This is a genomic window from Asticcacaulis endophyticus, from assembly GCF_014652575.1.
Taxonomy (GTDB): domain Bacteria; phylum Pseudomonadota; class Alphaproteobacteria; order Caulobacterales; family Caulobacteraceae; genus Asticcacaulis; species Asticcacaulis endophyticus.
Genome location: NZ_BMZB01000001.1, coordinates 635762 through 660301 on the forward strand (window position 1 = coordinate 635762; position 24540 = coordinate 660301).

Sequence of the window (24540 nt, forward strand, 5' to 3'; positions counted from 1 at the left end):
GGTTTAATGTCACGTTATAATCCCAAAGAGTCCGAACCCCGTCAGCGTCAAAGATGGGATGATAAAGGCGTGTTTCTGACGCGCACCCCCGAAGAGGCAGAAGCTAAGGATAAGTACTATGTCCTTGAAATGTTTCCCTATCCTTCGGGCAGGATTCACATGGGCCATGTGCGTAACTATGCGATGGGTGACCTTGTCGCCCGTTATAAACGCGCGCGCGGCTTTAACGTGCTGCACCCGATGGGCTGGGATGCCTTTGGTATGCCGGCGGAAAACGCGGCTATGGAGCGTGGTATCCACCCCAAGGGTTGGACCTATGACAACATAGCCGCCATGCGCGCGCAGTTGCAACGCTTAGGCCTGTCGATTGACTGGACACGGGAATTTGCGACCTGTGATACCGCCTATTACGGCAAGCAGCAAAAGTGGTTCCTTGACCTGCTGAAGCACGAACTGGTCTACCGCAAGGAAAGCGTCGTCAACTGGGACCCGGTCGACAATACGGTTCTGGCCAATGAGCAGGTCATCGACGGTAAGGGCTGGCGCTCCGGGGCCCTCGTCGAAAAGAAAAAGCTGACCCAGTGGTTCCTTAAGATCACCCAATATGCCGATGATCTGACCGAAGGTCTGGAAACGCTGGATCGCTGGCCGGACAAGGTGCGCCTGATGCAGGCCAACTGGATCGGCCGCTCCAAGGGTTTGCGCTTTAAGTTTCAGTTTGCTGAGCCGCGCACTGACCTGTTTGAAACGGGCTTAGAAGTTTATACCACCCGCCCGGATACGCTTTATGGCGCGGGCTTTGTGGCCGTCGCCGCTGATCATCCGCTGGTCAAGACCTTACCGCAAACGGCTGAATTAACAGAGTTTCTTGAGACGGTTAAGCGCGGCGGCACCACTCAAGAAGAGATCGATACCGGCGAAAAGCTGGGGTTCAATACCGGCCTAAAGGTCGCGCATCCGTTCGATTCCCATAAGACACTCGACATCTGGATCGCCAATTTCGTCCTGATGGACTACGGCACCGGCGCCATTTTTGGTTGTCCGGCCCACGATCAGCGCGATCTCGATTTCGCCAGCAAATACGACCTGCCAGTCACCGAAGTCGTCCTGCCGCACGGTGAAAACCCGGAGACCTTCGAGGTCGGTACGGAGGCCTATACCGGCCCCGGAACTATATTTAATTCCGGTTTCCTTGATGGCCTTGATATTGAAACGGCCAAGGAAACAGCGATTGCGGCGATCGAGGCCAAGCACTTGGGCCGTGGCGCAACCGTTTACCGCCTACGCGACTGGGGGGTATCGCGTCAGCGCTATTGGGGCTGCCCGATCCCGGTCATCCACTGTGAAGACTGCGGTGTTGTACCGGTACCGGACGATCAATTGCCGGTCATCTTGCCCGAAGACGTCACCTTTGATGTGCCCGGCAATCCGCTCGATCGCCACCCGACCTGGAAGCACGTCAAATGCCCGCACTGCCAAAAGGATGCACGCCGCGAAACCGACACGCTCGATACCTTTGTCGACTCGTCGTGGTACTTTGCCCGCTTTACCGACCCGAAGGCGGATGCCCCGATTGATAAGGCCGCGGCCGATTACTGGCTGCCGGTCGATCAGTATATTGGCGGCATCGAGCACGCCATCCTGCACCTGCTCTATTCGCGCTTCATCACCCGCGCGCTCAATACTTGCGGCTATCTGGATGTGAAGGAGCCGTTCGCTGGCCTGTTCACCCAAGGCATGCTGACCCATGAGACCTATAAGACGGTGTCGGGCGATTGGGTCGAACCGGCCGATGTCGAATTGTCGGCTGAGGGAAGTAAGCGCACCGCCATCAAACTCTCGACCGGCGAAGCTTTGAAAATCGGCGACATTGAAAAAATGTCGAAGTCGAAAAAGAACGTCGTCGCCCCGGAAGACATCTTCGATACCTACGGCGTCGATGCCGCGCGTCTGTTCGTGCTGTCTGACTCACCGCCTGAGCGCGACGTGCAATGGACGGCGTCCGGCGTCGAAGGGTCATGGCGCTTTACCTCGCGCGTCTGGGATCAGGTTGACAGTTTTCCGTCGGAACATATTACCGCAAAAAACGAAGCTGCCGCGCAGGAAATTCGCAAGGCCGCACATAAGGCCGCCAAATTCGTCACAGACGGTTTCGAGTCGTTCCGCTTTAACTCGGCGATCGCAAAACTCTATGAATTCGTTAATGTTTTGCGTAGTTTCGACGTCAATGAGACCGGCACTGACGCCCGCCATGAAGCCCTCACAATCCTCGCCGGACTGATCGCGCCCGTCACGCCGCATCTGGCTGAGGAATGCTGGACCCGCCTTGGCCATGATGGTCTGATCGTTGATGCCGCCTGGCCGAAGTTCGATCCGGCCCTGGCGCAGGACGATGTCTACACCCTGCCGGTTCAGGTCAATGGTAAGAAGCGCGGTGAGCTTCTGGTCAGGCTTGGGGCGACCGAAGACGAAATCCGCACATTGGCGCTTGAAGACGAAGCCGTTAAGCGACATCTTGAAGGCGTTACGATCCGTAAGGTCGTGGTGGTGCCGAACCGCATCCTGAACTTTGTCGTAGGATAACAGGTCATGATAAAGCCCGCAAAACTGGTCGTGGCAACCCTGATGGGGCTCAGCCTCTTAGGCGTGAGTGCCTGCGGGTTTCAGCCGCTCTATGCTGATCGCGGTCTGGTGACCTCATTGTCACAAGTGGACATCGTCGTCCCCGATACCCGCACCGGCTATTTCCTGAAACAGGATCTGTCCAAGGGCCTGCTTGAGGATTCCAAAGCCGCCAAGCGCTATAAACTCGACGTCACCCTGACCGAGCGCCGCTTTGCTGTGGGTCTGGGACTGGATGACACGGCGTCTCGTTATGAAATATCAAACGTCGTCGCCTATAGCCTGACCGACCTTACGACCCGGCAAGTGGTTTATAAATCGAGCTTTGTCGACGCCACCACCTATGACGCCGCCGAAAGCCCTTATGCGTCTATGGCCTCGCAGCAGGACGGGCAAGAGCGCGCCGCCGTCGGTATATCTCAAAAGATTCAGGCCGATCTGGCGCTCTATTTCCACAATAAGAAATGAAGCTGGTCAAACGGCCTGAGATCGAGGCTTTTCTGGCCAAGCCGCAAGCGCCGATCAATGCCTGCCTGATCTACGGTAAGGATCGCGGGCAGGTTTTAGAGCGCGCTAATCTGCTGGCCTCAAAGATCGTCGCCGATCCGAAAGACCCGTTCAACGTCTCCATCCTGACCGACAGCGATATTGACCATGATCCGGCCAAGCTTGATGACGAACTGACGGCGCAGTCCCTGATGGGTGGTCGGCGTCTGGTGCGGATCAAATTCAGTTCCGAAAAAGCCACGCTTGATAAGGCCATTGCCGCCAGCCTCAAGGCGCACGCCGCCGGTGAGTTTAACCCGGACGCCTTTTTCCTGATCGAAGCCGGTGGTTTAGGCACGGATTCCGCCCTGCGCCGGCAGGCCGATAACGACAAAAACGTCGCCTCCATCGCCTGCTATGAAGACGAAGCCGGGGACGTGGCGCGCATGACCCGTGAAACCCTCCAGCAAAACGACGTCAGCCTCAGCCCCGAAGCCCTCGATATCTTTGTCGCCCGCCTGCCGCGTGAGCGCGGTGTGGCGCGTCAGGAAATTGAACGCCTGTGTCTGTTTATCGGGCCGGGCTCAAAGCGTACGCTGGATGCCAAGACTTTAGAGGATTTCTTAGGGGTTGAGCCCGAAGCCTCTCTGTTTCAGGCCGCCCAGGATGCCTTTAGCGGCAAGATGAAACCCGCTCAGGCCGCCCTGCGCCGGGCCTTTGCCGAAGGTGAAGCCGGGACAGATGCGGTGCGCGCCCTCAGCGGTCATTTCGCCAAGATCCGCCTGATCCAGACCCTGATCGGCCAAGGGATTGGTGCGAAAGAAGCCGCCAAATCAGCGGGGGTTTTCTGGAAACAGGAAGCCGAATTTCTGCGTCAGGTCAGGTCATGGCGCGAGGACGTGCTTGACCCGATTGCCCGCGAACTGATTGAAACCGACAAGGCCTGTAAATCGACCGGTATGCCCGACCTGCTGATCTCCGAGCGGCTCTATATGAGCATTGCCGGTCGCGCCAAGCGGCTTGGCCTCTGACTAGGACATCTTCATAAGACGACGGCAGACCTCATCAAGCTGCTCCAGCGACGCATAGCTCAGGCGCAGTTCGCCCTTACCGCCTTTGTCGTCCAGACGCACCTTAAGGCCCAGCACATCCTGTAAATCCTGTTGCAGGGCCTTGGTGTCCGGGTCGTCCCAGTGGCGGGGTTTTGAGGTCTTGGACGTCGTGCCCTGCCCTTCCTGACGGGCAAGCACCTCAGCCTGACGCACCGACAGACCCTTTTCGATAATCAGCTCAGCCAGTGCTGCCGGATCGGATGCCGTGGCAATGGCGCGCGCATGACCGGCCGACAAACGCCCTTCCAGCACATGATCCTGCACGCTTTCGGGCAGGTTCAACAGACGCAGCATATTGGCGATGTGGGAACGGCTCTTGGAAACCACCTGCGCCACTGCATCCTGCGTACGCCCAAAGCGCTCCATCAGCACCTTATAGGCCTTGGCCTCTTCGATCGCGTTAAGGTCTTCACGTTGAACATTCTCAATGATGCCGATTTCCAGCACCTCAAGATCATCCAGATCGCGCACCAGCACCGGCACATTGCGCAAGCCGGCTTTTTGCGCGGCCCGCCAGCGGCGTTCCCCGGCAATGATCTGAAATTCGTTCGTGCCCGCAATCGCGCGCACCAGAATGGGCTGTAGCACCCCTTTTTCCTTGATAGACGCCGCTAGACTGTCGATTTCGGCCTCACTGAAAACCTTACGCGGCTGATCAGGATTGCGTTTCAGCAACTCGATCGGCTGTTCCAGGCTCATCGATACCGGCCCTACCGGTGCGTCCGCGGATTTGGTTTCAGCCTGCGGCGGTGTGACCGGCACGGGTGTTGCGGTTTCCCCCAACAGCGCTGACAGACCCCGGCCTAAACCCCTGTGTTTTTCTGACATATCAAATTCCATTAGAGTTGGGGGTTAGGCCGCCATTTGGCGCTTACGGCGTTTTTCACGGGTGACCACTTCTTTAGCCAATTGCAGGTAAGCCTGACTGCCCGAACATTTAAGATCGTAAATCAGCGCCGGCTTGCCAAAGGACGGTGCCTCAGACACCCGCACATTACGCGGAATAACCGTCTCATAGACCTTTTCACCAAAGTGACTACGCACATCCTGCGCCACCTGACCGGACAGAGCATTACGGCGATCATACATGGTCAGCACAATCCCTTGTATCTCAAGCTTGGGATTGAGGCTTCCGCGTACCAGATCTATGGTGCGCATTAATTGCGTCAGGCCTTCGAGTGCGAAAAACTCACATTGCAGCGGCACCAGAACGGCATCGGCGGCCGACATGGCATTGACGGTCAACAGGTTCAGCGATGGCGGGCAGTCAATCAGCACATAGGAATAGAGCATCTCAAATTCCGCCATCCGGTCCAGCGCATCGCGCAACCGGTAAGAGCGGCGCTCAGCCTGCCCCAGTTCGATTTCAACGCCCGACAAATCTGGGTCGGACGGCAGGATATAAAGACCCGGCACCAGGGTTTTAATGGCCATATCGCCGATCGGTTGCTGATCAACAATGACATCATAGATGGTGGTGGTGCGGGCAGACCGGGGCACACCGAGGCCGGTCGAGGCATTACCCTGCGGGTCTAGGTCGATCAAAAGCACGCGCTCACCGACAGCCGCCAGCGCCGTACCCAGATTAATCGCGGTCGTGGTTTTGCCGACGCCGCCTTTTTGGTTGGCAATTGCCAGCACGCGGGGTTTTTGGATGGCCTTATCTGACATGTTTTAAACTCCGGATATGCACCACACGCCCGCGCGGGTCGCTTAGAGATGAATACTTGTTTGAGGCGAATTGCCAAGCCTTTTCGGCCTCCATCAGTTCGCTATCCACATTTTCACCTTTTAGAAACCATCCTTGCGCACCGCGTTTGAAAAAGCCCTCGGCAAAGCCCAGCAGTTTCGGCAAAGGCGCCATGGCACGAGCCGTCACGACATCGACCTCGAGCTTAATATTTTCGGCCCGGTCGTTGATAACGGTGGCGGGCAGATCAAGCGCCTTGACCACTTCGGACAAAAATACACAGCGCTTGGTCAGGCTGTCGATCAGATAGACATGTGGTGTGATGTCTGAAGGTTCGGCGTGCTTTAAAAGTATGGCCAGCACCACGCCAGGAAACCCTGCCCCCGCGCCTAGATCAGCCCAGATTTTAGCGTCCGGCGCGTGATTGAGAAGCTGGGCGGAATCGAGTACATGGCGCGACCAGTAGTGCGGCACGGTGGCGGGCCCGACCAGATTCATGACGGCGTTCTTATCGGCGAGCACCTGTTGAAACCGTGTGAGGTCTTCAATCGCCTCATGTTTCACGTGAAACACCAGATGCAACGCCATCTGTTCAGGCGTCATAGGTAAACCATCACTCATCAGGCGACACGGGCTTTCAGGCCACGCACATGGAACAGCAGCGCCGTAAGTGCCCCCGGCGTCATGCCTTCGATACGTCCGGCCTGACCCACAGTTTTCGGACGGATGCGATTAAGCTTTTCGCGTGCTTCGTTCGACAGAGCGCCGATGACATTGTAATCTAGGTCATCCGGCAGCTCGAGATTTTCATCCTTACGGAAGGCATTAATCTCGGCTTCCTGACGGCCCAGATAGCCCGCATAGAGCGCATCGATTTCGACCTGCTCAAACAGATGATCGGCCCATTCGCGGATTTCCGGCCAGATAGCTTCTAGCTTTGCGCGGTCACACGTATCATAGGCCAAAAGCTGCATAACATTGCGCTTCTGACCGTCGCTATTGACCTGAATGCCGTGAACACGCGCTTCATTGGGGGTCAGCTTCAACTCAGCCGCTCGTGCGCGCACTGTCTCAAGATCAGCCTTTTTCGAGAGCCAGTGAGCTTTACGCGTCGGGCCCATCACCCCTATGTTCAGGGCAATATTCGATAAACGCTGATCAGCATTATCGGCCCGCAGTTTCAGACGGAATTCGGCGCGGCTGGTGAACACGCGATAAGGTTCAGTGACGCCCTTGGTGACCAGATCATCAATCATCACACCGATATAGGCCTGATCACGACCTAAGATAAGCGGGCTTTTGCCACCGGCCTGAGCGGCGGCATTGATCCCGGCTATCAGCCCCTGCGCCCCGGCTTCTTCATAGCCGGTTGTGCCATTGATCTGCCCCGCCAGAAACAGTCCGGGCAATTTTTTCAATTGCAGGGTTGGGTATAGCTCGCGCGGATCGACATAGTCATATTCAATGGCGTAGGCATAGCGTTTGATAACCACATTTTCCAGCCCTACGATTGTGCGCAAAAACGCTTCCTGCGTGGCCTCAGATACCGAGGTCGAAATACCATTGGGATAGACGGTATCGTCGTCATAGCCTTCGGGTTCCAAGAAAATCTGATGGCTGGTCTTATCGGCAAAGCGCACGACCTTGTCTTCGATCGACGGGCAATAGCGCGGCCCGCGACCCGATAAATAGCCGCCGTAGACTGCGGATTCATGCAGATGCTCTTCGATAATCCGGTGGGTTTCGGCATTGGTATAGGTGATACCACAGGTGATTTGCGGGCGCTTAATCTTGTCCGTCATCATCGAAAACGGCTGGATATGGGGGTCACCTTCCTGCTTTTCAAGGATATCCCAGTTGATGGTTTTGCCATCCAGACGCGCGGGCGTGCCAGTTTTCAGACGCCCCATATCCAGTTTCAAGTCATAGAGCCGCTGCCCCAGACCATTAGCCGGTTGATCTCCAAACCGTCCGGCCGACGTGCGCTTATCACCAATATGGATTATCCCGCGCAAAAAGGTGCCGGTCGTCAGTACCACAGCCTTGGCCCGGTACTGCACTCCGTCAGCATCGATCACACCCACGACCTGATCACCATTCAGGATCAAGTCTTCGACAGCGGCGGCGATAATCTCCAGATTTTCGGTGGCAAACAGTTCCGCCTGCATGGCCTCGCGGTAAAGCTTACGGTCAATTTGCGCCCGCGGCCCGCGCACGGCGGGACCTTTAGAGCGGTTCAAAACCTTAAACTGAATACCCGCCTTATCGGCCATGCGGCCCATGACGCCGTCCATAGCGTCAATCTCACGCACTAGATGGCCTTTGCCCAGCCCACCAATGGCCGGATTACACGACATCTCACCGATGGTTTCCAGGCGATGGGTCAACAGCAGGGTCCTGGCACCCATGCGCGCCGACGCGGCCGCAGCTTCGCAGCCGGCATGGCCCGCGCCAACGACAATAACGTCCCAAAAGCGCAAAGGAGATTGCGACATATTCGGTCAAACTTTCAAACGGCATGAAGGAACGCTGCCTATATCAGATAGGAACGGGTGCGTCGAATCTTCAGAGGTTAAGGCGGCAATAATCTTGATTAACGAAGTGTTTCACGTGAAACATGGCCAAGGGCTGTTTTTACTTACCAATGCAAAAACTTGAGAAAATATGGTCAAGCACCTGCTCAACATCGGTGCGTCCATAGAGGGCATCAAATCCGCTCATGGCCTGACGGATATCTTCGGCCATTAGTTCAGGCACGTTGAACCCGATACCTAAAGCCCGCTCCAGACTAAGGTCGATATCCCGCAAACGTTCAAAATGGCGTGCGCGTGTCGCAGCCGGAAACGTCGATAGGGAAAGTGCCTGCTCCAAATGGTTTTGCAGGGCCGATCTAACGTTTGACACCCCCTGCTCGGTCGTCAGGTCGGTTTCAAATATCTTTAGACTCAAATCAGAAAGTTTTCGTTTGATAGCGTCGCGCACATCCGCCGACGACTGATCGACTTTGTTCAGAATAAGATAATCCCCTGCCTGAACCTGTGGCCAATCAGAACTTAGGGCCTGCGAACTATCGACCACCCAGATGCGCAGATCGGCCTGTTCGCCCCTCACCCGCGCCCTGCGAATCCCTTCGGATTCGACAAGGTCATCGGTCTCACGCAAACCGGCGGTGTCATAGATCAGCGCGCTATAGGCCCCGATGTGGATCGGCGCTTCGATTACGTCGCGGGTCGTCCCGGCTATGGGCGTTACGATCGCCGCATCCGTTTGCAATAGGGCATTGAATAGGCTCGACTTACCGGCGTTAGGTTGACCCAAGATCGCAATCCGGAAGCCTTCGCGGATTTGCCGACCTTTTTTGGACTCAGTAATCGCCTGACCCAGTTCGGATTTCAGACGGATGATGTCGCCTATGACCTGATCGGCAAGTGCCTGTGGAATATCTTCGTCCGGAAAATCTATCAGCGCCTCAATATGGGCCAGAATTTTCAGCAGATCGCCATGCCATGTCCGGTACTGAACCTTCAACCCACCGTCGAGTTGGGTCAGGGCCTGACGTCGCTGGGCTTCGGACTCAGCATCAACCAGATCAGCAATAGCTTCGGCTTGGGTCAGATCAAGCTTATTGTTTTCAAACGCGCGCCGGGAGAACTCTCCGGCCTCGGCATGACGCAGGCCCATCTCGTTAAATATATGATAGAGCCGATCCATAACGGCGCGTGAGCCATGGACATGAAATTCGGCACAGTCTTCGCCCGTAAAGCTGTGCGGGCCTTTAAAGACCATCACCAGCGCCTTATCGATCAGATCGCCTTGCCAGGTCAGTTCGCCGTAACTGGCAAAGCGCGGCTTCGGCAAGCGACCCAGTAAGGCCGTGACAACCTCAAACGCATGCGGGCCAGAGATGCGGATAACCGACACGCCCGCCCGGCCCTGTGCGCTGGCCAGAGCGAAAATCGTATGTTTCACGTGAAACACCTACTTTTTGGGAAACCCGCTCATGCCTGCGGACGCAGACATCTGGAACAGTTTCAGGAAATTATCCTGCATCTGAACGCCCAGACCCGACCAGGTCTTGAGCAATTCTTCGGGCTGCATCTGGTGGATGTTCTTCTCAAAGCTCGCGCGGGTTTGTTCGACCAGAAACTCATTCAGCGGTGCGACATCTGGCAGACCCAGAAAGGCACGGGCTTCTTCAGGGGTACATTCGCAGTTTACGGTGACTTTCATGTCCAGCTCCCAGATGGCAAACAGGCCGGAAAGTCTCTCCGGCCCTGTCGCTTAAGTATTCATGCTTTGGAAGAATTCGCCATTGGTTTTTGTCTGGCGCAGCTTGTCGATCAGGAACTCGATCGCATCCTGCGGACCCATAGGGTTAAGGATACGGCGCAGGACATAGGTCTTTTGCAGCACATCCTTCGGCGTGAGCAGGTCTTCCTTACGGGTACCGGACTTGAGGATATCCATCGCCGGGAAGACGCGCTTATCGGCCACTTTCCGATCCAGTACGATTTCCGAGTTACCGGTGCCCTTGAATTCTTCGAAGATGACTTCGTCCATCCGTGAGCCGGTATCAATCAGGGCGGTAGCGATAATGGTCAGCGAGCCGCCTTCTTCGATGTTACGCGCAGCCCCAAAGAAACGCTTCGGACGTTGCAGAGCATTGGCATCCACACCGCCGGTCAACACCTTACCCGATGACGGCACAACGGTATTATAGGCACGGCCCAGACGGGTGATGGAATCGAGCAGAATGACCACATCGCGTTTGTGTTCGACCAGACGCTTGGCCTTTTCGATCACCATTTCGGCGACCTGAACGTGGCGGGTCGCCGGCTCATCAAAGGTCGAGGCAATGACTTCGCCGCGCACGGTGCGCTGCATGTCGGTCACTTCTTCCGGGCGTTCATCGATCAGCAGCACAATCAGGTAGCACTCAGGGTGATTGGCGGCGATTGACTTGGCAATATTCTGCAACATCATCGTCTTACCGACGCGCGGCGGGGCCACAATCAAACACCGCTGGCCCTTACCGAGGGGTGCGACGATATCGATGATCCGGCCGGAACGATCGCGAATGGTCGGATCTTCCATTTCCATCGTCATGCGCTCATCAGGATAGAGCGGCGTCAGGTTATCGAAATGAACCTTATGGCGGGTGGCTTCGGGGTCTTCGAAATTAATGGTCGCGACTTTGAGCAGCGCGAAATAGCGCTCACCCTCACGCGGGCTGCGGATCTGGCCTTCAATCGTATCACCCGTGCGCAGACCGTAGCGGCGGATTTGCTGAGGGCTGACATAGATGTCATCCGGGCCCGGCAGATAGTTGGCTTCGGGCGAACGCAGGAAGCCGAACCCGTCCTGGAGCACTTCAATCACACCGGAACCTGAGATTTCGACACCCTCTTCGGCCAGAACCTTGAGGATGGCAAACATCATGTCCTGCTTGCGCATATTATTGGCGTTTTCAACACCAAGCGTTTCCGCAAACGCCAACAGGTCCGCTGGCGATTTTTCCTTCAGTTCCTGAAGCGACATGGACTGTGGGTTGGCAATGTCTTCGGCACCGTCCCCAGACTCATCACCATTTAGGTCCAGATCCGTCTCTTCAGCTTCTTGGTCTGGCGTCGGTTCAAATTCGTTTTCGTCTTGCATAGACCTGGTCTCACGATGGCGGCGTCCGCGATGAATCACAGACGGTTTGTCTGCGCTGCGCGAACCCCATAAGGTTTATATAGGACGCCAATAGCGAAGCGTCCTGAATGAATTGTTCTTGAAAAGGCCAACCAGCAGAACCGTGGCGCCTGTCTTAAGATTTGAGGATCAGATCTAAACCCGATACATACTCAATTTGCAGGGAACCCTTACACCACGCTAAATTTCGGTCAAGTCAATTTTGATTGAGGGGTCACGCCCCAAATTCCAGCGTCACCGCCAAAACCATAATGATGGCAATCACAAACGGCACTTCGTTGACGATACGCCAGTATTTTTCGGAGCCGATATCCTCACCGCGATCAAGCTTTTTAAATGTCACCGTCAGGTAATGATGCCAGCCGGTGATGGCAATAATCCCGGCGATCTTGGTCAGAAACCACGCTTGGGTAAGGAACCCTGCCCCACGCGCCTTGTAGTCGATATAGATCAGGCCGCACCCAAATATCCACGCCGCGATCATGGCCGGGTTCATAATCAGCTTGATCAGTTTGCGCTCCATCATCCGAAAGACCGATGTAACCTCAGCCTTATCGTGGTTCTGGATATGATAGATGAAAATCCGCGGCAGATATAACAACCCCGCCATCCACGCGATCACCGACAGGATATGCAGGGCGCGAAACAGATCATAGTTCATCTTAGGCGGCCTTTAGTTTCGGGCAGTGTTTGTGACAGGTTGCGCACGCATGGTCGCTGATGACGGCATCGGTCGTGGCCAGCGCCTTAAGCACCTGATCCCCCAAAGCGCGAATATAATCAGGATTCGTGCCGACCGCAGGTACCCGGATATAATCGGTCACCCCGGCTTCATCAGCCAGATGCTTATATTCGATGTCGAGTTCCACAAGCGTTTCAATATGTTCCGAAACAAAGGCAATCGGTACCAAGACTATGTTTTTACCCGATTTCCCGGTCTGAGTGATCGTATCGTCAGTCGCCGGTCCGATCCATTTCAGCGGCCCTACCCGGCTCTGGTAACAGATCACATGGTCGATATCGCTGTTAAGTTCGGCCATGACCTTGGCCACGGTCGCTTCGACCTGCGCCTTATAAGGATCACCTTCCTGGATGACTTTTTCAGGCAAACCATGTGCCGAAAACAGAATCCGGTAGCCGTTCGGGTTCTTGATGTCCTTGATAGCCGCGCGGATCAGATCGACCTGCGCCTTGATGAAGAAGTCGTTTTCGGGATAGCAGCACACGGCGGTAACCTTGGCGCGACCCTTATAGGCCGCCTTAAACGCCACCAGTGACGACAGGGTCGTGGTCTTGGAAAACTGCGGATAGAGCGGCAACAGTACAATCTCATCCGGCGCCCACGTCTCTATCTCTTTGACGGTATCCTCAACAAACGGATGCCAGTAGCGCATGCCTATAAAAGTCTTAACCTCAGCGCCTTTGATGGTCTTCTGGCAATGGGCCGCCAAAGCCTCAGCCTGCGCCTGTGTTTGCGCCAATATGGGTGAGCCGCCGCCCATGAAGTTATAGTTGGCCTGAGCCGGTTTTTCGCGCGTCGTCGATATCAGCCGGGCTACAAAATGACGCAGGCCAAACGGCAGGCTGATGATATATTTGTCTTTAAACAGGTTATAGAGAAACGGTTTGACGTCCTTTGATTCCAAAGGCCCGCCCAGATTGAACAGTAAAACCGCAACTTTTTTCATCAGCCCCTGATCCGTTTCAAAGCCAGCTCGACATGGGCAATCGGCGTATCTAAAAAGATACCGTGACCCAGATTGAAGATGTAAGGCCCCTGCCCCCACGCTTCCATCAACCGGTCAATGGCTGCATCAAGGGCCACACCGCCCGATCTTAACACTACGGGATCGAGCGCGCCCTGGATCGGTTTTATCTTTTGTAATTCACGGCCAAGCTTCAGTGGCGTCGCGGTGCCCAGCGCCAGAGCCTCGACATTAACGGCCTCAAGATAATCGAACAGCCGCACTTCTGATCCGCGTGGAAAGCCGATGATCGGTAGTGTCACGCCTAGCGCCCTCACCCGCGCGATCAGCTTTTGGTGCGGCTCGATAATCAGTTGATGAAAGTACGGATCTGGCAACCCTTCCGCCCAGCTTTCAAAGATTTTAAGCACCTGCGCGCCAGAGTCCGCCTGCATCTTCAGATAATGGGCCGACGCTTCGATGACGATATCCATCAGTTGCGCGACATAGACCGGATTGTCATAGACAAAGGCCCGGATCAGGGTGCGATCCTGCGCTTTACGACCGTTGAGCATATAGGTCATTACCGTCCACGGCCCGCCGCAAAACCCGATCAACGTCGTTTTATCCGTATCGAGCGCCGCCCGCACCCGCATCAGGGTTTCACCGACGTTTTTAAGGTGCACGCCCGCCTGCCCGGCCAGATCACGCATGGCCTCTAACGCGGGTAGTTCTCCTAAGACCGGCCCCTCACCGGCTTCGAAGGCGACGTTCTGACCCAAGGCCTGTGGGATCACCAGTATGTCTGAAAACAGGATCGCCGCATCGAATCCAAAGCGCCTTATCGGCTGCAAAGTGGCCTCAGCCGCCTTCTCCGGATTGAGGCAGAACGAGATGAAATCAGGTGTGGTGGCGCGTAAAGCCCTGTATTCCGGCAAGTAGCGTCCGGCCTGACGCATAAACCATACCGGCGGTATGGCTTGGGTTTGGCCATTTAGTGCCTTAAGGATCGGGGCCATAGGCACTGAGGAAGGTTCAATCGTCATATCTGCCACAACTAACTTGGTCAAGCCTGCCGTATTATCCGGATATGGGCTCCAATGACATAATAAAATAATAAAAGGAAGCAGTGGTAGTAGGTGGCTTAATGAACGGGACAATTTGGCGCACGCACGCGCTTATCACGGGTTTTTCACAGTTCGGAATTAATGAAAAATTTACTTTTCACAGCCTGTGAAAAGGCGGGATAATTAACCAAATATTAGGAATCCTTAAAAAATTCTTAATGCTTAACGGGAGGTAAATATACAGGGTTAATGAAAGATTAACTTACCCACAATGGGCCCGATATAAAACCCCCAGCGCGCCGGATTGGGGAAAATCACGGGGCGCTTGCAGGATATCTTAACCCTTTTCCCCAATCACAGGGGCAGGGCACAGCGCTTGACTTGCCGGGGGAATTACGCACGAACTTATACGCGGGTTTTCCCCAAATTCGATACACAGATATATTTTACCATCTTTGAAAACTGTAAGCCGAAAGCCGGAATTATGACCTCGGACAGCCTGAAAACCTTATCCTCTAAGATTGGCACCTATTTTCATGTCCATCTGGTCTCGGACTCAACCGGCGAAACCCTTAATGCTTTGGCGAAGGCGGCGGCGGCCCGCTTTGAAGGCATTTTGCCGATTGAACACATCTATGTGCTGATCCGCTCACCCAAGCAGCTTGACCGGGCCCTGGTCGAGATCGAAAGCTTTCCGGGCATTGTTTTGCATACCATTGTCGATTCCGAGCTGCGCACAAATCTGGAGATCCGCTGCCGTGAACTGGATATACCGGCGATCGGTGTGCTTGACCCTATGGTGGTGGCGTTTTCGCGTTATCTGGGGGCGGCGGTCTCCAAGCGCATTGGCGCCCAGCACAATCTTGATAATGAATATTTTGAGCGTATCGAGGCGCTGAACTATGCCATTGCCCATGATGATGGCGCTCTAGCCGACCGTCTGGCCCAGGCCGAAGTCATTCTGGTCGGCGTTTCGCGTACCTCAAAGACACCGACCTGCATCTATCTGGCTCACCGCGGCATCAAGGCCGCCAATATTCCGCTGGTGCCGGGCAGTCCGCTGCCCGAAGAAATTGATAATCTGACCGAGCCCTTGATTGTCGGCCTGATTGCGTCACCGGAGCGGCTGATTTCTATCCGCAAAAACCGGCTGCTGTCGCTCAATAATGACGACCGGCCCTCGACCTATACCGATACCGAGGCCGTCCGAAATGAGATCATCGCCGCCCGCCGGTTTTTTGAGCGTAAAGAGTGGCCGGTGATCGATGTCACCCGCCGCAGTATCGAAGAAACCTCAGCCGCGATTATCAGCCTGTTGAACGAGAAACGCACAGGTCGTTTAGGCGGGATTTAAACAGGGGACTTGTCCCCTGCACCCCGAAACGATAATTCATCACGTCTCTATGGGGTTGTTCACCCGGTTATGGGGTGCAGGGGTTTGCAACCCCTGCGAAAAGAAAAGCTTATCTAATATGACTGAAAACCTGATCCTTGCTTCCGGCTCTAAAATCCGCGCCACCTTGCTGACCAATGCGGGTTTAAGCTTTGACGTTATGCCCGCCCATATCGACGAAGAGGCGATTAAGGATGAATATCTTGCCCGCGCCCATAGCCCTAAATCAGTGGCGCTGAAACTGGCGCAAGAAAAGGCGCTGCACATATCTCTGCGTCACGACGGTCTGGTGATCGGTGCGGATTCGGTGGTTGAGATTGAGCGCGACCTGATCAGCAAATCAGACACTTTCGATGCGGCGAAAGCCCTGCTTAAGCGTTTCAGCGGCCAGACCCATTATCTGCATTCCGCCGTCGCTCTGGCTCAGGGCGGGCAGATTGTCTGGTCGCATGTCGGCACGGCTGAACTGAGCGTGCGCCGCCTGAACGATGCTTTTATCGATGGCTATCTGGCGCAGGCTGGCGAAGAGGTGTTGAAAAGCGTAGGCTGTTACCAACTCGAAGGGCTGGGCCTGCAACTGTTTGATGATATTCGCGGCGATTATTTTACAATCCTGGGCCTGCCCATGCTGCCACTGCTAAACCAACTGCGTCATCTGGAGGTCATTGCGTCATGATTGAGACCTTACCCACAGGGGCGGCGAAAGTGGCCGGCGTGGTTGGCCAGCCAATCCATCAGTCGTTGAGCCCCTTTTTGCATAATGCCTGGTTGCGGGAGTTGCGACTGAACGGGGTTTATGTGCCGTTTTCGCCAAAGGATGAGCACGGCTTTGAACGTCTGATCCTGTCGTGCCGTACCAATGGTATCAAAGGATTGAACGTCACCGCCCCATTTAAGGAAATCGCTCTTAAGCTGGCCGACAGCTATTCCGATATTGCGCTTTCCTGCGGCTCGGCCAATCTACTGACCTTTGATGATGAGGGCCATGTCCATGCCGATTCCACCGATGGCTTTGGCCTGATCCGGGCGTTTGAACTGCAATCGCCGGGTTGCGATCTGACGAAACCGGTGGCAATCATGGGGGCAGGGGGTGCGGCCCGCGCGGTGATCGCGGCCCTGCTGGCCAGGGGCTGCACCGATGTGCGCATTGTTAATCGTACTATCGCCCGTGCCGAAGAACTGGTGTTCGCCTTCAAAGACGGCGTGTCGGCCTTTGATGTCACCCAGATCGCGCGGGCTTTTGACGGAGTGAGCGCGATCATCAATGCGGCGTCCGGCGGGCCCTTGCCGCTGTTTGACCACGCCCCAGATCAGGCAACGGCGATGGACATGACCTATCGGCCACTCAAAACGGCGTGGTTACAGGCCGCGGAGGCGAGGGGGCTTAAGCTGGTCGATGGTCTGAACATGCTGATCGAACAGGCGCGGCCGTCGTTTGAAGCCTTTTATAGCGAAGCGCCGCCTGCCGAACTTGATATCCGCGATCTGGCCCTGCGCTATCTGGGGGAAGTTCTGTGATCAAAAAGCCTGTAATAAGATTGGGCCTGACCGGCTCAATTGGCATGGGCAAATCGACGGTCGCGAAGATGTTCGCGGATCTGGGCGTGCCGGTCTGGGATGCTGATGAGGTGGTCCATCGGCTCTATGCGACCTCGCAACCTCTGAAGGATAAGCTATGTGCGGCGTTCGGGGTGATCTTAAAAGACAACAGCATTGACCGCGCCCGTTTGTCGGAAATCCTGAAAGCTGATCCGTCGAAGTTTGCGGTACTGGACGCCATTGTCCATCCTTTGGTGCGCGAAGATCGTGCGGACTTTATGGAGAGCCACCTGGAGACGCTGCTGGTTCTGGCTGATATTCCGCTGCTGTATGAGACTGGGTCTGAGAAAAACCTCGACTATGTTGTGGTGGTAAGTGCCCCGGCTGAGGTGCAAAAAGCGCGCGTCATGGCCCGCCCCGGCATGACCGAGACCAAGTTCAATGACATTCTGTCGCGCCAGATCAGCGATGCTGAGAAACGTCGTCGGGCTGACTTTCTGATCCTGACCGATCAGCCGCTTGAGGCGACCCGCGCCGAGGTGGCGGCACTGTACACCAAATTAATCTCCGGCAATCTGGACAAACCCCTGCGAAGCAACCCATAAAAAAGCATGGCCAGAGAAATTGTCTTCGATACCGAAACCACCGGCATTGACCCCAGGGCGGGGCACCGCCTGATTGAAATCGGCTGTGTCGAGCTTGAGGATCTTCTGCCGACAGGTCGCAGTCTGCACCGCTACATGGACCCTGAGCGGATTATCGAGGCCGATGCCACGCGCATCCACGGCATCACCAATGAGATGGTGGCGGGTAAACCGAAGTTTGCCGATCTGGCCGAAGAATTCCTCAACTTTGTCGGGGATAGCCGCATCATCGCCCATAATGCCAGCTTTGACCGTGGCTTCATCAATATGGAGCTGGAGCGCGTAGGTCGTGTGCCGTTGCCGGAGACCCAATGGCTCGACACGCTTGAGATTGCGCGTAACGTCTTTCCGGGTATGGCCAATTCTCTGGATGCCCTGTGCCGGCGCTACAATATTTCGCTGGCTGAGCGCGATAAGCACGGCGCTTTGCTTGATGCGCGGTTGCTGGCCGATGTCTATCTGGAACTGATGGGCGGCAAGGAGCGCGGGCTTGACCTCGCTATGGCCAGCGACTTTGGTGAGGATGGTCTGGCCTATAAGGCCAAACCCTATGGCCCGCGCCCGAAACCTTTGCCATCGCAAATTCATCCGGAGGAGGCGCAGGCTCACAAAGCGTTTATCGCTAAGTACCTGAAAGACAAGGCCCTCTGGCCTGCGGATACCAACTACCAATAAACACAAAAGACAAACCGAAGCGTCGGGCCGCCCCGAGCTTCGGTTTGACAATATTGAACCGATAAAAAGTACCCGCAGGGCAACTTTTTATCGAACTCACTTAGGCCTGACCGGCGGTTTCGCCGATAGAGCCTGCGTTCTTTTGCGACATGTAAAGCGCCGCGAAATCGATTGGCTCGACCATGAACGGCGGGAAGAAGCCACCATCAGCCGTGACATCCGAAATGATACGGCGTGCAAACGGGAACAGATAGCGCGGGCATTCGACCAGCAGGGTCGGCTCGACCATATTTTGCGGCACGTTAGCCAGTTGGAACAGACCACCGTAAACCAGTTCGATATTGAATACCGGGCCTTCGGGATTGGTGGCCTTAACCGACAGCTTAAGGTCAACCTCAAACAGGCCATCCGGGCGGCCCTTGGCGTTCATTTCCACGCCCATATCGACTTCGGGGCGGACATCCATGCGCAGAGATTGCGGCGCGCGCGGGTTTTCAAACGAAAAATCGCGAATGAACTGGGCCAGAACCTGCATATTGGCGGGCAGGGCGGTGAGGCCATCGGTTTGGGTGTTGGCTTCGGGGGCCACGGTATCAGTCATAACAAAACAACTCCGGCTATGGGCGCAAGGGTGCTGCGACCCGCGCTTTTTAGTGTAAAAACGCTGCTATCACGCAAGAAAACAATAAGCAATCGAACTGAACGGTTCCGTTTCCTTAAACTTTCCCTATATAGATAGTAAATCAAACACGCAAAGTAAGAGAGTTTAAAGGGATGTCGGTCGAACTGGTTATATTTGCGGTCATTGCCGTAGTGGTTTTGTTCCAGCTTTATAATGTCTTAGGCCGTCGTGTGGGCTTTAAGGTCGAGGACAAGCCTGCTCCCCGGATAAGCGAGGATGGTGACGGGCCGGTTCGTATCGAAAAAAAGCCCGAAGCCCCGAAGTTTCCCAACCTCGAAGCGCTCAAAGCCCGCGACCCGCAATTCAATGAAATAAACTTCATTGAAAAGGCGCGCGAAACCTATGAAGGCGTGGTCGTGGCTTTCACCAAGGGCGATGTCGATCCGGTCAAGGATCGTTTGGCCGACAACGTCTATAATGTGTTCTCAAAAGCCGTGCAAAACCGCGATCCGTCAGCGCCCAAGGAAACGGTCACCTTTGTCGATGGACCCAAGGTCGATATGGAATTGATCGATTTCAAGGATGACTTTGCGCATATCCGTGTGCGTTTCCTGTCGGAATTGCTTTACCAGACAGAAGCCGCAAAGCCTGCGGATCAGGCTGTGCCGGAAACCGATGTACTGCCGGTGCCTGTCGAAGCCAAGAAAACCCATAAGCGCACCGCCGAATACTGGACGTTCCATAAGAACCTGAAATCCGGCAATAATCCGTGGCTGCTGGCCAAGGTCGAGGCGGCCAAGGCGTGAGGTTTAAGCTACTGGCGGGCCTTGCGCTGTCGGCCATGGTGGCGGCGTGCGCGCAAACCCCTAAACCTGTAACGCCGACCCCGCTGCCGCCGGTAATACCGAAGCCTGCGCCGGTTCCCGAACCATCTTCGTCGCTTAAGCCTCTGACCAGCCTGCCCGGATGGGGGCTGTCGGATTCTTTTGTGGCGTTTGAAGCCCTGCGCGGGACCTGCGCCTATAAAAAAGGCCGGCAGTATCAGCGCGTGTGCGAAAAACTAAGCCACACTGATTTTGCCGACCCTGATGATATTAAGGCCTTTTTCGAGGCCAATTTTGGCGTTGAGGGTCTGGACGGCGAGGGTCTGCTGACGGCCTATTTCGTGCCTGAATACCAGGCGGTCAGTGCGCCTGATGCCGAGTTTTCGCAGCCCGTGCGCCTTAAGCCTGCCGATCTGGTGATTGTGCGCGGGGATCAGATGTTTCCGCCGCAAACAGCCACTAAGGTCGCTGCACGTGTGGTCGACGGCCAATATGTCCCCTATTACACCCGCGCTGAGATCGAAGCCCAACCCGCGCAGACCCCTCTTTATATGCGGCCTGAAGACTATTTCTTCATGCAGCTTCAGGGGTCAGGCTATCTGGAATTGCCGGACGGATCAAAGTTTCTGGCCGCCTATGCCGCCGATAATGGCCACCCGTTTGTGGGGATCGCAAAGCCGATGGTCGATCGCGGAATCTTGGAAAAAGACAAATCTTCCGGTGACAATATTCGCGCCTGGCTGGCAGCTAACCGCGGCGATGTCGCGCGCGAGATGATGAATCTCAATCCGCGTTATGCGTTTTTCAAGATCGAAGACCCTCACGATCCTCTGGGTGCGGCGGGTGTGCCTCTGCCGGGCGGATCAGCGATTGCGGTTGATCCGGCGCACCATCAGTACGGTGATCTGTACTGGATCGATGCCAATGCGGGCGCGTTAAAAGACGCCTTTCCGCAGTATCAGCGCATGGTCTCGGCGCTCGATACCGGCGGCGCGATCAAGGGTAAAATCCGCGCTGATCTCTATATGGGCCACGGCGCCCGCGCCGGTACTGAAGCGGGCCGGGTCAAGCATAAGCTGAAAATGTGGCGGATCGTACCTAAACATTAAAGGCGACCCGGATCGTCCGGATCAGCATGTAACCCAATATGCCAGTGGCGCACAAAAACACGCAAAAGCGCAAAATGATGATATTGTGCACCGCCTGTATCAGCGAATGGACGATCCGCAGGCCCACATAGATCCACGCCAGCGTTATAAACAGGCGATCGCCCCAGCCGCTCAGGTGAATGACGCTGCTTAAGGCATAGAACAGCACGGGCTGCTCCAGCAGGTTGGCATAGTTATCGGCAGGGTCACGGGCATAGGGCGGCAATTGCGCCAGTAGCCGCTTATCGGTCAGGCGCTGCGGGTCTACCTTATGGGCAAACAAAGCCGTTATGCGGGCGGCATAAAGCCAAACCAGCATCAGCATCGTCCACGCAATCAGGGCCAGAACCGGGTGCAACATATCCGGTACTATAATCTGAAATTCCTAAGATAACGCCACCGCCCTCAAGAAGCGCAGCGTTAGGGCAACTAAAAAAGCGCTCAAGAAGCGAAGCGGTAGCGCACTAAAAAAAACCCTTGACCCGTAACCTGGAGTTTCTCTCCTCCCCATGCCTGTGGCATAGGGAGGAGAGTTTTTACCGCCGCTTGGTCGTTTTCTTCATCGAGCCCAACAGCCCACGCACCAGTTCGCGCCCAAGGGTCACACCGATGGTGCGGATGACCGAGACCGCCACTGAGGTCACTGCTTTTTCGGTCGATGAGGCTTTGCGCGCCGGTTCTTTAACCGTGGTTTTGGTGATTTTCACCTCTTCCTCTTCGACCACCTCAGCCTGTTTGCGTTTGGACAGGATTTCAAAGGCGGATTCGCGGTCTTTGGCATCGTCATAGACGCCACCCACTGGCGATTTGGCAAACACGGCCTGACGTTCCGCATCGGTCGCGGCCCCCAGACGCGACGCGGGCGGGCGGATCAGGGCGTGAGCGGTCACCGTCGGGCGACCTTTTTCATCCAGCAGCGACACCAGCGCCTCACCGACGCCTAAGCCCTGAATGGCCTCAATGGTGTCGAACTCTGGATTGGCGCGGAATGAGTTGGCGGCGGCTTTCAGGCCCTTTTGCTCTGACGGCGTATAGGCGCGCAGGGCGTGCTGGATGCGGTTGCCAAGCTGGGCCAGCACAGAGTCGGGCACATCAGCGGGGTTTTGCGTGACGAAATAGATGCCGACCCCTTTGGAGCGGATCAGGCGCACGACTTGCTCGATCTTTTCCAGCAGGGATTTGGGCGCTTCGTTGAACAACAGGTGGGCTTCGTCGAAGAAAAACACCATGCGCGGCTTTTCCGGGTCACCGATTTCCGGCAGTTCCTCGAACAATTCCGACAGCAGCCACAGCAGAAACGTCGAATAGAGCCGCGGTGAGCCGATCAGTTTGTCCGCACACAGAATATTGATATAACCTTTGCCCGATAAATCCGTGCGCATCAGGTCTTCGAGGCGCAGCGCCGGTTCGCCAAAGAACTTGGCACCGCCTTGGGTTTCCAGCGTCAGCAACTGGCGCTGAATGGCACCGATCGAGGTGGCCGAGACCTGCCCGTAAGTGGCCGAAATCTCTTTGGCATTTTCAGCGACATGGTTGAGCAGGGCGCGCAGATCGGCCAGATCCAGCAGCAACAACCCTTCCTTATCCGCGACGTGGAAGGCGATGTTCAGAACCCCTTCCTGCACGTCGTTCAGTTCAAACAGCCGCGCCAACAACAGTGGCCCCATCTCGGAAATCGTCGCCCGGATCGGGTGGCCTTTTTCACCGAAAATATCCCAGAAGATGACCGGCGCGGCCTTGGGCGCCAGATCGAGGTTCATGATCTTGGCGCGTTCCAGCAGTTTTTCATTGGGCGACCCCGCGACCGCCACGCCCGACAGGTCGCCCTTGATGTCGGCGGCAAACACCGGCACCCCGGCGTCGGAAAAGGCCTGCGCCAGGATTTGCAGGGTCACGGTTTTACCCGTACCTGTTGCACCAGCCACAATACCGTGGCGGTTGGCACGGGTGAACAGCAGGGTTTGCGCACCGCCAGAGGTGGGCGATTGCGAATATCCGACCAGAACGCCTGTTGTATCCGCCATGATCCTTAACCCTTCACGTTTTTGTGCAATATCGAGCCCGCAAACCCTATGGCCTTAAGGGGGTGATATTCAAGATGTTTTTCGCGCAAACGGCGATTTGATCCGCGCGTGACTCACACAACTGTGATGCGAGCGCTTATGGTGCAATTCGCCTTTTGTGATAGTCTTTTATCATAAGCTTTTCGTTGAGAAACGCTTTAAAGGATTGTCCCGACGACTTCCCCCCTTAAGCTAGGACAGTCCCTATTTGAAGGCCCCTTTCCCCCATAGAGGCGCTTTCAAACAAGCCGTCAGCCCTGAATAAGGGCTGGCGGCTTTTCATTTGGACGCAAAGCGTAACGCTAAATAGTCACCCCATAGGTCACCGTGCCGGTATAGCCGTTTGTGGTGTCGCCGCTTAAGGCTATCGTCTGGGCGGCAAGCTGGGCCGAACTGTTGTCTGAGAAGACATTGTCGCTGGCAAAGGTGATGCCATTCAGATTACTGACGCTGGCACTATAGCCGCTGACATTGGCGTAGACGCTGGCGCACACATCGCGGGGCAGGGCAAACTGCGATGTCTTTAGCTTGTTGGCATAGGATGTGGCGGCGGCCAGTGACGGGTAAACCTCAACATGCAGGTGCGGCATCCGCCCGTCATAGCAACCGGGAAAGATGGTGGTAAAGGTCACCTGACCATTGGCGTCGGTCACCTGCACGCCGCGCAGATAGTTCTCGCCGGTCAGGGTATAGAGCGAATAAAGTCCGTCGCGGGTGCAGTGCCACAGATAGATGACATATCCGGCCAGAGGCGCACAGCTATTGCCTGAATTGACCAGCGTAATGGTAAGCGTCATCGGCAGGCCGGGTGCGGTGCCGGACGCCGAACCTATGGAGGTTCTAATATCACTGCGGTTGATGCCGGATAAGGCCAGCACATTGATCACTGAACCTGACACCGTGTTAGAGCCATCACCGGGATAGGGACCGGCGGTTTCTTCGGCATAGGTGGTGCAGGTGCCGCTGGCGATAGAGGATGACGAGGCCGAACTTGAGGTCGAGGTGGATGATGAACTTGACGACGATGATGAGGCGCTGCTGCTGACCGTGGCGGTCGTTGTCCCGCCCCCTCCGCCACAGGCCGAGGCGAATGTGGCCGTAAACAGCCCTCCGCCGATAATGGACAGGGTACGCCTACGCGAGGCAACGCTTTCAATCAAATCCTGAAGGCTGCCTTCGTCCTTATGATAAGGCTCATTAGGGGTGTGGGGGTGGGTCAAAGCTTTAAGTCCTTATTTTATGTGGGGACTTAAGGCCTTACAAAGCCAATGCGGCA

24 protein-coding genes are annotated in these 24540 nt (G+C 55.7%); 10 read left to right on the plus strand and 14 right to left on the minus strand.

Going from position 1 to position 24540, the window contains the following annotated elements:
• Nucleotides 1-6 precede the first annotated feature (6 nt).
• From leuS to holA, 3 genes are read left to right on the plus strand one after another with little or no spacing between them, the layout of a single operon-like run.
• Nucleotides 7-2583, plus strand: a complete 2577-nt coding sequence (gene leuS / locus IE102_RS02955) for a leucine--tRNA ligase (RefSeq protein WP_189484880.1) — start codon at nucleotides 7-9, stop codon at nucleotides 2581-2583.
• Nucleotides 2584-2589: 6 nt separating this feature from the next.
• On the plus strand, nucleotides 2590-3090 hold the full coding sequence (locus IE102_RS02960) for a hypothetical protein (RefSeq protein ID WP_189484881.1): 501 nt from the start codon (nucleotides 2590-2592) through the stop codon (nucleotides 3088-3090).
• Nucleotides 3087-4139 (plus strand): DNA polymerase III subunit delta, encoded by a 1053-nt coding sequence (gene holA / locus IE102_RS02965; RefSeq protein ID WP_189484882.1) that lies wholly within the window; start codon nucleotides 3087-3089, stop codon nucleotides 4137-4139. Before IE102_RS02960 ends, holA begins: the two co-directional genes overlap by 4 nt.
• On the opposite strand, the gene IE102_RS02970 is transcribed toward holA, so the two are convergent.
• The 10 genes from IE102_RS02970 to hemE all read right to left on the minus strand — a co-directional run bounded on the left by IE102_RS02970 (nucleotide 4140) and on the right by hemE (nucleotide 14335).
• Nucleotides 4140-5048 (minus strand): ParB/RepB/Spo0J family partition protein, encoded by a 909-nt coding sequence (locus tag IE102_RS02970; RefSeq protein ID WP_189484883.1) that lies wholly within the window; start codon nucleotides 5046-5048, stop codon nucleotides 4140-4142.
• A 24-nt stretch (nucleotides 5049-5072) separates the two neighbouring features.
• Nucleotides 5073-5891 carry a ParA family protein gene (locus IE102_RS02975; protein ID WP_189484884.1) on the minus strand — a complete coding sequence of 273 codons (819 nt, stop codon included), beginning with the start codon at nucleotides 5889-5891 and terminating at the stop codon, nucleotides 5073-5075.
• Entirely contained in the window at nucleotides 5881-6513 is a 633-nt protein-coding gene (gene rsmG, locus IE102_RS02980) for a 16S rRNA (guanine(527)-N(7))-methyltransferase RsmG (RefSeq protein ID WP_189484885.1), read from the minus strand. The genes IE102_RS02975 and rsmG overlap by 11 nt, the downstream gene beginning before the upstream one ends.
• Nucleotides 6514-6530: 17 nt before the next feature.
• Nucleotides 6531-8405 (minus strand): tRNA uridine-5-carboxymethylaminomethyl(34) synthesis enzyme MnmG, encoded by a 1875-nt coding sequence (mnmG, locus tag IE102_RS02985; RefSeq protein WP_189484886.1) that lies wholly within the window; start codon nucleotides 8403-8405, stop codon nucleotides 6531-6533.
• A gap of 139 nt (nucleotides 8406-8544) precedes the next feature.
• Nucleotides 8545-9879, minus strand: coding sequence for a tRNA uridine-5-carboxymethylaminomethyl(34) synthesis GTPase MnmE (gene mnmE, locus IE102_RS02990; RefSeq protein ID WP_229807534.1), 1335 nt, complete (start codon nucleotides 9877-9879; stop codon nucleotides 8545-8547).
• A gap of 9 nt (nucleotides 9880-9888) precedes the next feature.
• Nucleotides 9889-10140, minus strand: coding sequence for a DUF6489 family protein (locus IE102_RS02995; RefSeq protein ID WP_189484888.1), 252 nt, complete (start codon nucleotides 10138-10140; stop codon nucleotides 9889-9891).
• A gap of 51 nt (nucleotides 10141-10191) precedes the next feature.
• The gene (gene rho, locus IE102_RS03000; RefSeq protein ID WP_189484889.1) at nucleotides 10192-11565 is read right to left on the minus strand and encodes a transcription termination factor Rho; all 1374 of its coding nucleotides are present in this window, start codon (nucleotides 11563-11565) and stop codon (nucleotides 10192-10194) included.
• Between the two features lie 253 nt (nucleotides 11566-11818).
• Nucleotides 11819-12265, minus strand: a complete 447-nt coding sequence (locus tag IE102_RS03005; RefSeq protein ID WP_189484890.1) for a CopD family protein — start codon at nucleotides 12263-12265, stop codon at nucleotides 11819-11821.
• A 1-nt stretch (nucleotide 12266) separates the two neighbouring features.
• Nucleotides 12267-13295 carry a ferrochelatase gene (gene hemH / locus IE102_RS03010; RefSeq protein WP_373295588.1) on the minus strand — a complete coding sequence of 343 codons (1029 nt, stop codon included), beginning with the start codon at nucleotides 13293-13295 and terminating at the stop codon, nucleotides 12267-12269.
• On the minus strand, nucleotides 13292-14335 hold the full coding sequence (gene hemE, locus IE102_RS03015) for a uroporphyrinogen decarboxylase (protein WP_189484892.1): 1044 nt from the start codon (nucleotides 14333-14335) through the stop codon (nucleotides 13292-13294). Before hemE ends, hemH begins: the two co-directional genes overlap by 4 nt.
• A gap of 505 nt (nucleotides 14336-14840) precedes the next feature.
• Here hemE and IE102_RS03020 point away from each other — a divergent pair.
• The 5 genes from IE102_RS03020 (at nucleotide 14841) to dnaQ (ending at nucleotide 18607) form a co-directional block, all read left to right on the plus strand.
• On the plus strand, nucleotides 14841-15710 hold the full coding sequence (locus tag IE102_RS03020; RefSeq protein WP_189484893.1) for a pyruvate, water dikinase regulatory protein: 870 nt from the start codon (nucleotides 14841-14843) through the stop codon (nucleotides 15708-15710).
• A gap of 118 nt (nucleotides 15711-15828) precedes the next feature.
• Complete coding sequence (locus IE102_RS03025) at nucleotides 15829-16425, plus strand: Maf family protein (RefSeq protein ID WP_189484894.1); 597 nt, start codon at nucleotides 15829-15831, stop codon at nucleotides 16423-16425.
• The gene (locus tag IE102_RS03030; RefSeq protein WP_189484895.1) at nucleotides 16422-17267 is read left to right on the plus strand and encodes a shikimate dehydrogenase family protein; all 846 of its coding nucleotides are present in this window, start codon (nucleotides 16422-16424) and stop codon (nucleotides 17265-17267) included. Before IE102_RS03025 ends, IE102_RS03030 begins: the two co-directional genes overlap by 4 nt.
• Nucleotides 17264-17893: a dephospho-CoA kinase gene (gene coaE, locus IE102_RS03035; RefSeq protein ID WP_189484896.1), complete on the plus strand. Its 630-nt coding sequence runs from the start codon at nucleotides 17264-17266 to the stop codon at nucleotides 17891-17893. Before IE102_RS03030 ends, coaE begins: the two co-directional genes overlap by 4 nt.
• 6 nt (nucleotides 17894-17899) lie before the next feature.
• Nucleotides 17900-18607: a DNA polymerase III subunit epsilon gene (gene dnaQ, locus IE102_RS03040; RefSeq protein ID WP_189484897.1), complete on the plus strand. Its 708-nt coding sequence runs from the start codon at nucleotides 17900-17902 to the stop codon at nucleotides 18605-18607.
• A gap of 100 nt (nucleotides 18608-18707) precedes the next feature.
• Here the strand turns inward: dnaQ and secB are convergent, their stop codons facing one another.
• Nucleotides 18708-19208, minus strand: a complete 501-nt coding sequence (gene secB / locus IE102_RS03045; protein ID WP_189484898.1) for a protein-export chaperone SecB — start codon at nucleotides 19206-19208, stop codon at nucleotides 18708-18710.
• A 173-nt stretch (nucleotides 19209-19381) separates the two neighbouring features.
• On the opposite strand from secB, the gene IE102_RS03050 reads away from it, so the two are divergent.
• Nucleotides 19382-20035, plus strand: a complete 654-nt coding sequence (locus IE102_RS03050; RefSeq protein ID WP_189484899.1) for a Tim44/TimA family putative adaptor protein — start codon at nucleotides 19382-19384, stop codon at nucleotides 20033-20035.
• Nucleotides 20032-21162, plus strand: coding sequence for an MltA domain-containing protein (locus IE102_RS03055; RefSeq protein ID WP_229807535.1), 1131 nt, complete (start codon nucleotides 20032-20034; stop codon nucleotides 21160-21162). The genes IE102_RS03050 and IE102_RS03055 overlap by 4 nt, the downstream gene beginning before the upstream one ends.
• Here IE102_RS03055 and IE102_RS03060 read toward each other — a convergent pair.
• From IE102_RS03060 to IE102_RS03070, 3 genes are all read right to left on the minus strand, one after another.
• Nucleotides 21152-21562: an MAPEG family protein gene (locus IE102_RS03060; RefSeq protein ID WP_189484900.1), complete on the minus strand. Its 411-nt coding sequence runs from the start codon at nucleotides 21560-21562 to the stop codon at nucleotides 21152-21154. The two genes, IE102_RS03055 and IE102_RS03060, sit on opposite strands and share 11 nt — an antisense overlap.
• 175 nt (nucleotides 21563-21737) lie before the next feature.
• A complete protein-coding gene (locus IE102_RS03065; protein ID WP_189484901.1) occupies nucleotides 21738-23225 on the minus strand; it encodes a helicase HerA-like domain-containing protein in 1488 nt (495 codons plus the stop codon).
• A 341-nt stretch (nucleotides 23226-23566) separates the two neighbouring features.
• On the minus strand, nucleotides 23567-24484 hold the full coding sequence (locus IE102_RS03070; protein ID WP_229807536.1) for a dioxygenase family protein: 918 nt from the start codon (nucleotides 24482-24484) through the stop codon (nucleotides 23567-23569).
• Nucleotides 24485-24540 lie beyond the last annotated feature (56 nt).

Bases quoted from the DNA above. Each gene is read 5' to 3' on its own strand.
- leuS (WP_189484880.1), top strand. From the start codon at position 7: ATGTCACGTTATAATCCCAAAGAGTCCGAACCCCGTCAGCGTCAAAGA.
- IE102_RS02960 (WP_189484881.1), top strand. From the start codon at position 2,590: ATGATAAAGCCCGCAAAACTGGTCGTGGCAACCCTGATGGGGCTCAGC.
- holA (WP_189484882.1), top strand. From the start codon at position 3,087: ATGAAGCTGGTCAAACGGCCTGAGATCGAGGCTTTTCTGGCCAAGCCG.
- IE102_RS02970 (WP_189484883.1), bottom strand. From the start codon at position 5,048: ATGTCAGAAAAACACAGGGGTTTAGGCCGGGGTCTGTCAGCGCTGTTG.
- IE102_RS02975 (WP_189484884.1), bottom strand. From the start codon at position 5,891: ATGTCAGATAAGGCCATCCAAAAACCCCGCGTGCTGGCAATTGCCAAC.
- rsmG (WP_189484885.1), bottom strand. From the start codon at position 6,513: ATGACGCCTGAACAGATGGCGTTGCATCTGGTGTTTCACGTGAAACAT.
- mnmG (WP_189484886.1), bottom strand. From the start codon at position 8,405: ATGTCGCAATCTCCTTTGCGCTTTTGGGACGTTATTGTCGTTGGCGCG.
- IE102_RS02995 (WP_189484888.1), bottom strand. From the start codon at position 10,140: ATGAAAGTCACCGTAAACTGCGAATGTACCCCTGAAGAAGCCCGTGCC.
- rho (WP_189484889.1), bottom strand. From the start codon at position 11,565: ATGCAAGACGAAAACGAATTTGAACCGACGCCAGACCAAGAAGCTGAA.
- IE102_RS03005 (WP_189484890.1), bottom strand. From the start codon at position 12,265: ATGAACTATGATCTGTTTCGCGCCCTGCATATCCTGTCGGTGATCGCG.
- hemE (WP_189484892.1), bottom strand. From the start codon at position 14,335: ATGACGATTGAACCTTCCTCAGTGCCTATGGCCCCGATCCTTAAGGCA.
- IE102_RS03020 (WP_189484893.1), top strand. From the start codon at position 14,841: ATGACCTCGGACAGCCTGAAAACCTTATCCTCTAAGATTGGCACCTAT.
- IE102_RS03025 (WP_189484894.1), top strand. From the start codon at position 15,829: ATGACTGAAAACCTGATCCTTGCTTCCGGCTCTAAAATCCGCGCCACC.
- IE102_RS03030 (WP_189484895.1), top strand. From the start codon at position 16,422: ATGATTGAGACCTTACCCACAGGGGCGGCGAAAGTGGCCGGCGTGGTT.
- dnaQ (WP_189484897.1), top strand. From the start codon at position 17,900: ATGGCCAGAGAAATTGTCTTCGATACCGAAACCACCGGCATTGACCCC.
- secB (WP_189484898.1), bottom strand. From the start codon at position 19,208: ATGACTGATACCGTGGCCCCCGAAGCCAACACCCAAACCGATGGCCTC.
- IE102_RS03050 (WP_189484899.1), top strand. From the start codon at position 19,382: ATGTCGGTCGAACTGGTTATATTTGCGGTCATTGCCGTAGTGGTTTTG.
- IE102_RS03060 (WP_189484900.1), bottom strand. From the start codon at position 21,562: ATGTTGCACCCGGTTCTGGCCCTGATTGCGTGGACGATGCTGATGCTG.
- IE102_RS03065 (WP_189484901.1), bottom strand. From the start codon at position 23,225: ATGGCGGATACAACAGGCGTTCTGGTCGGATATTCGCAATCGCCCACC.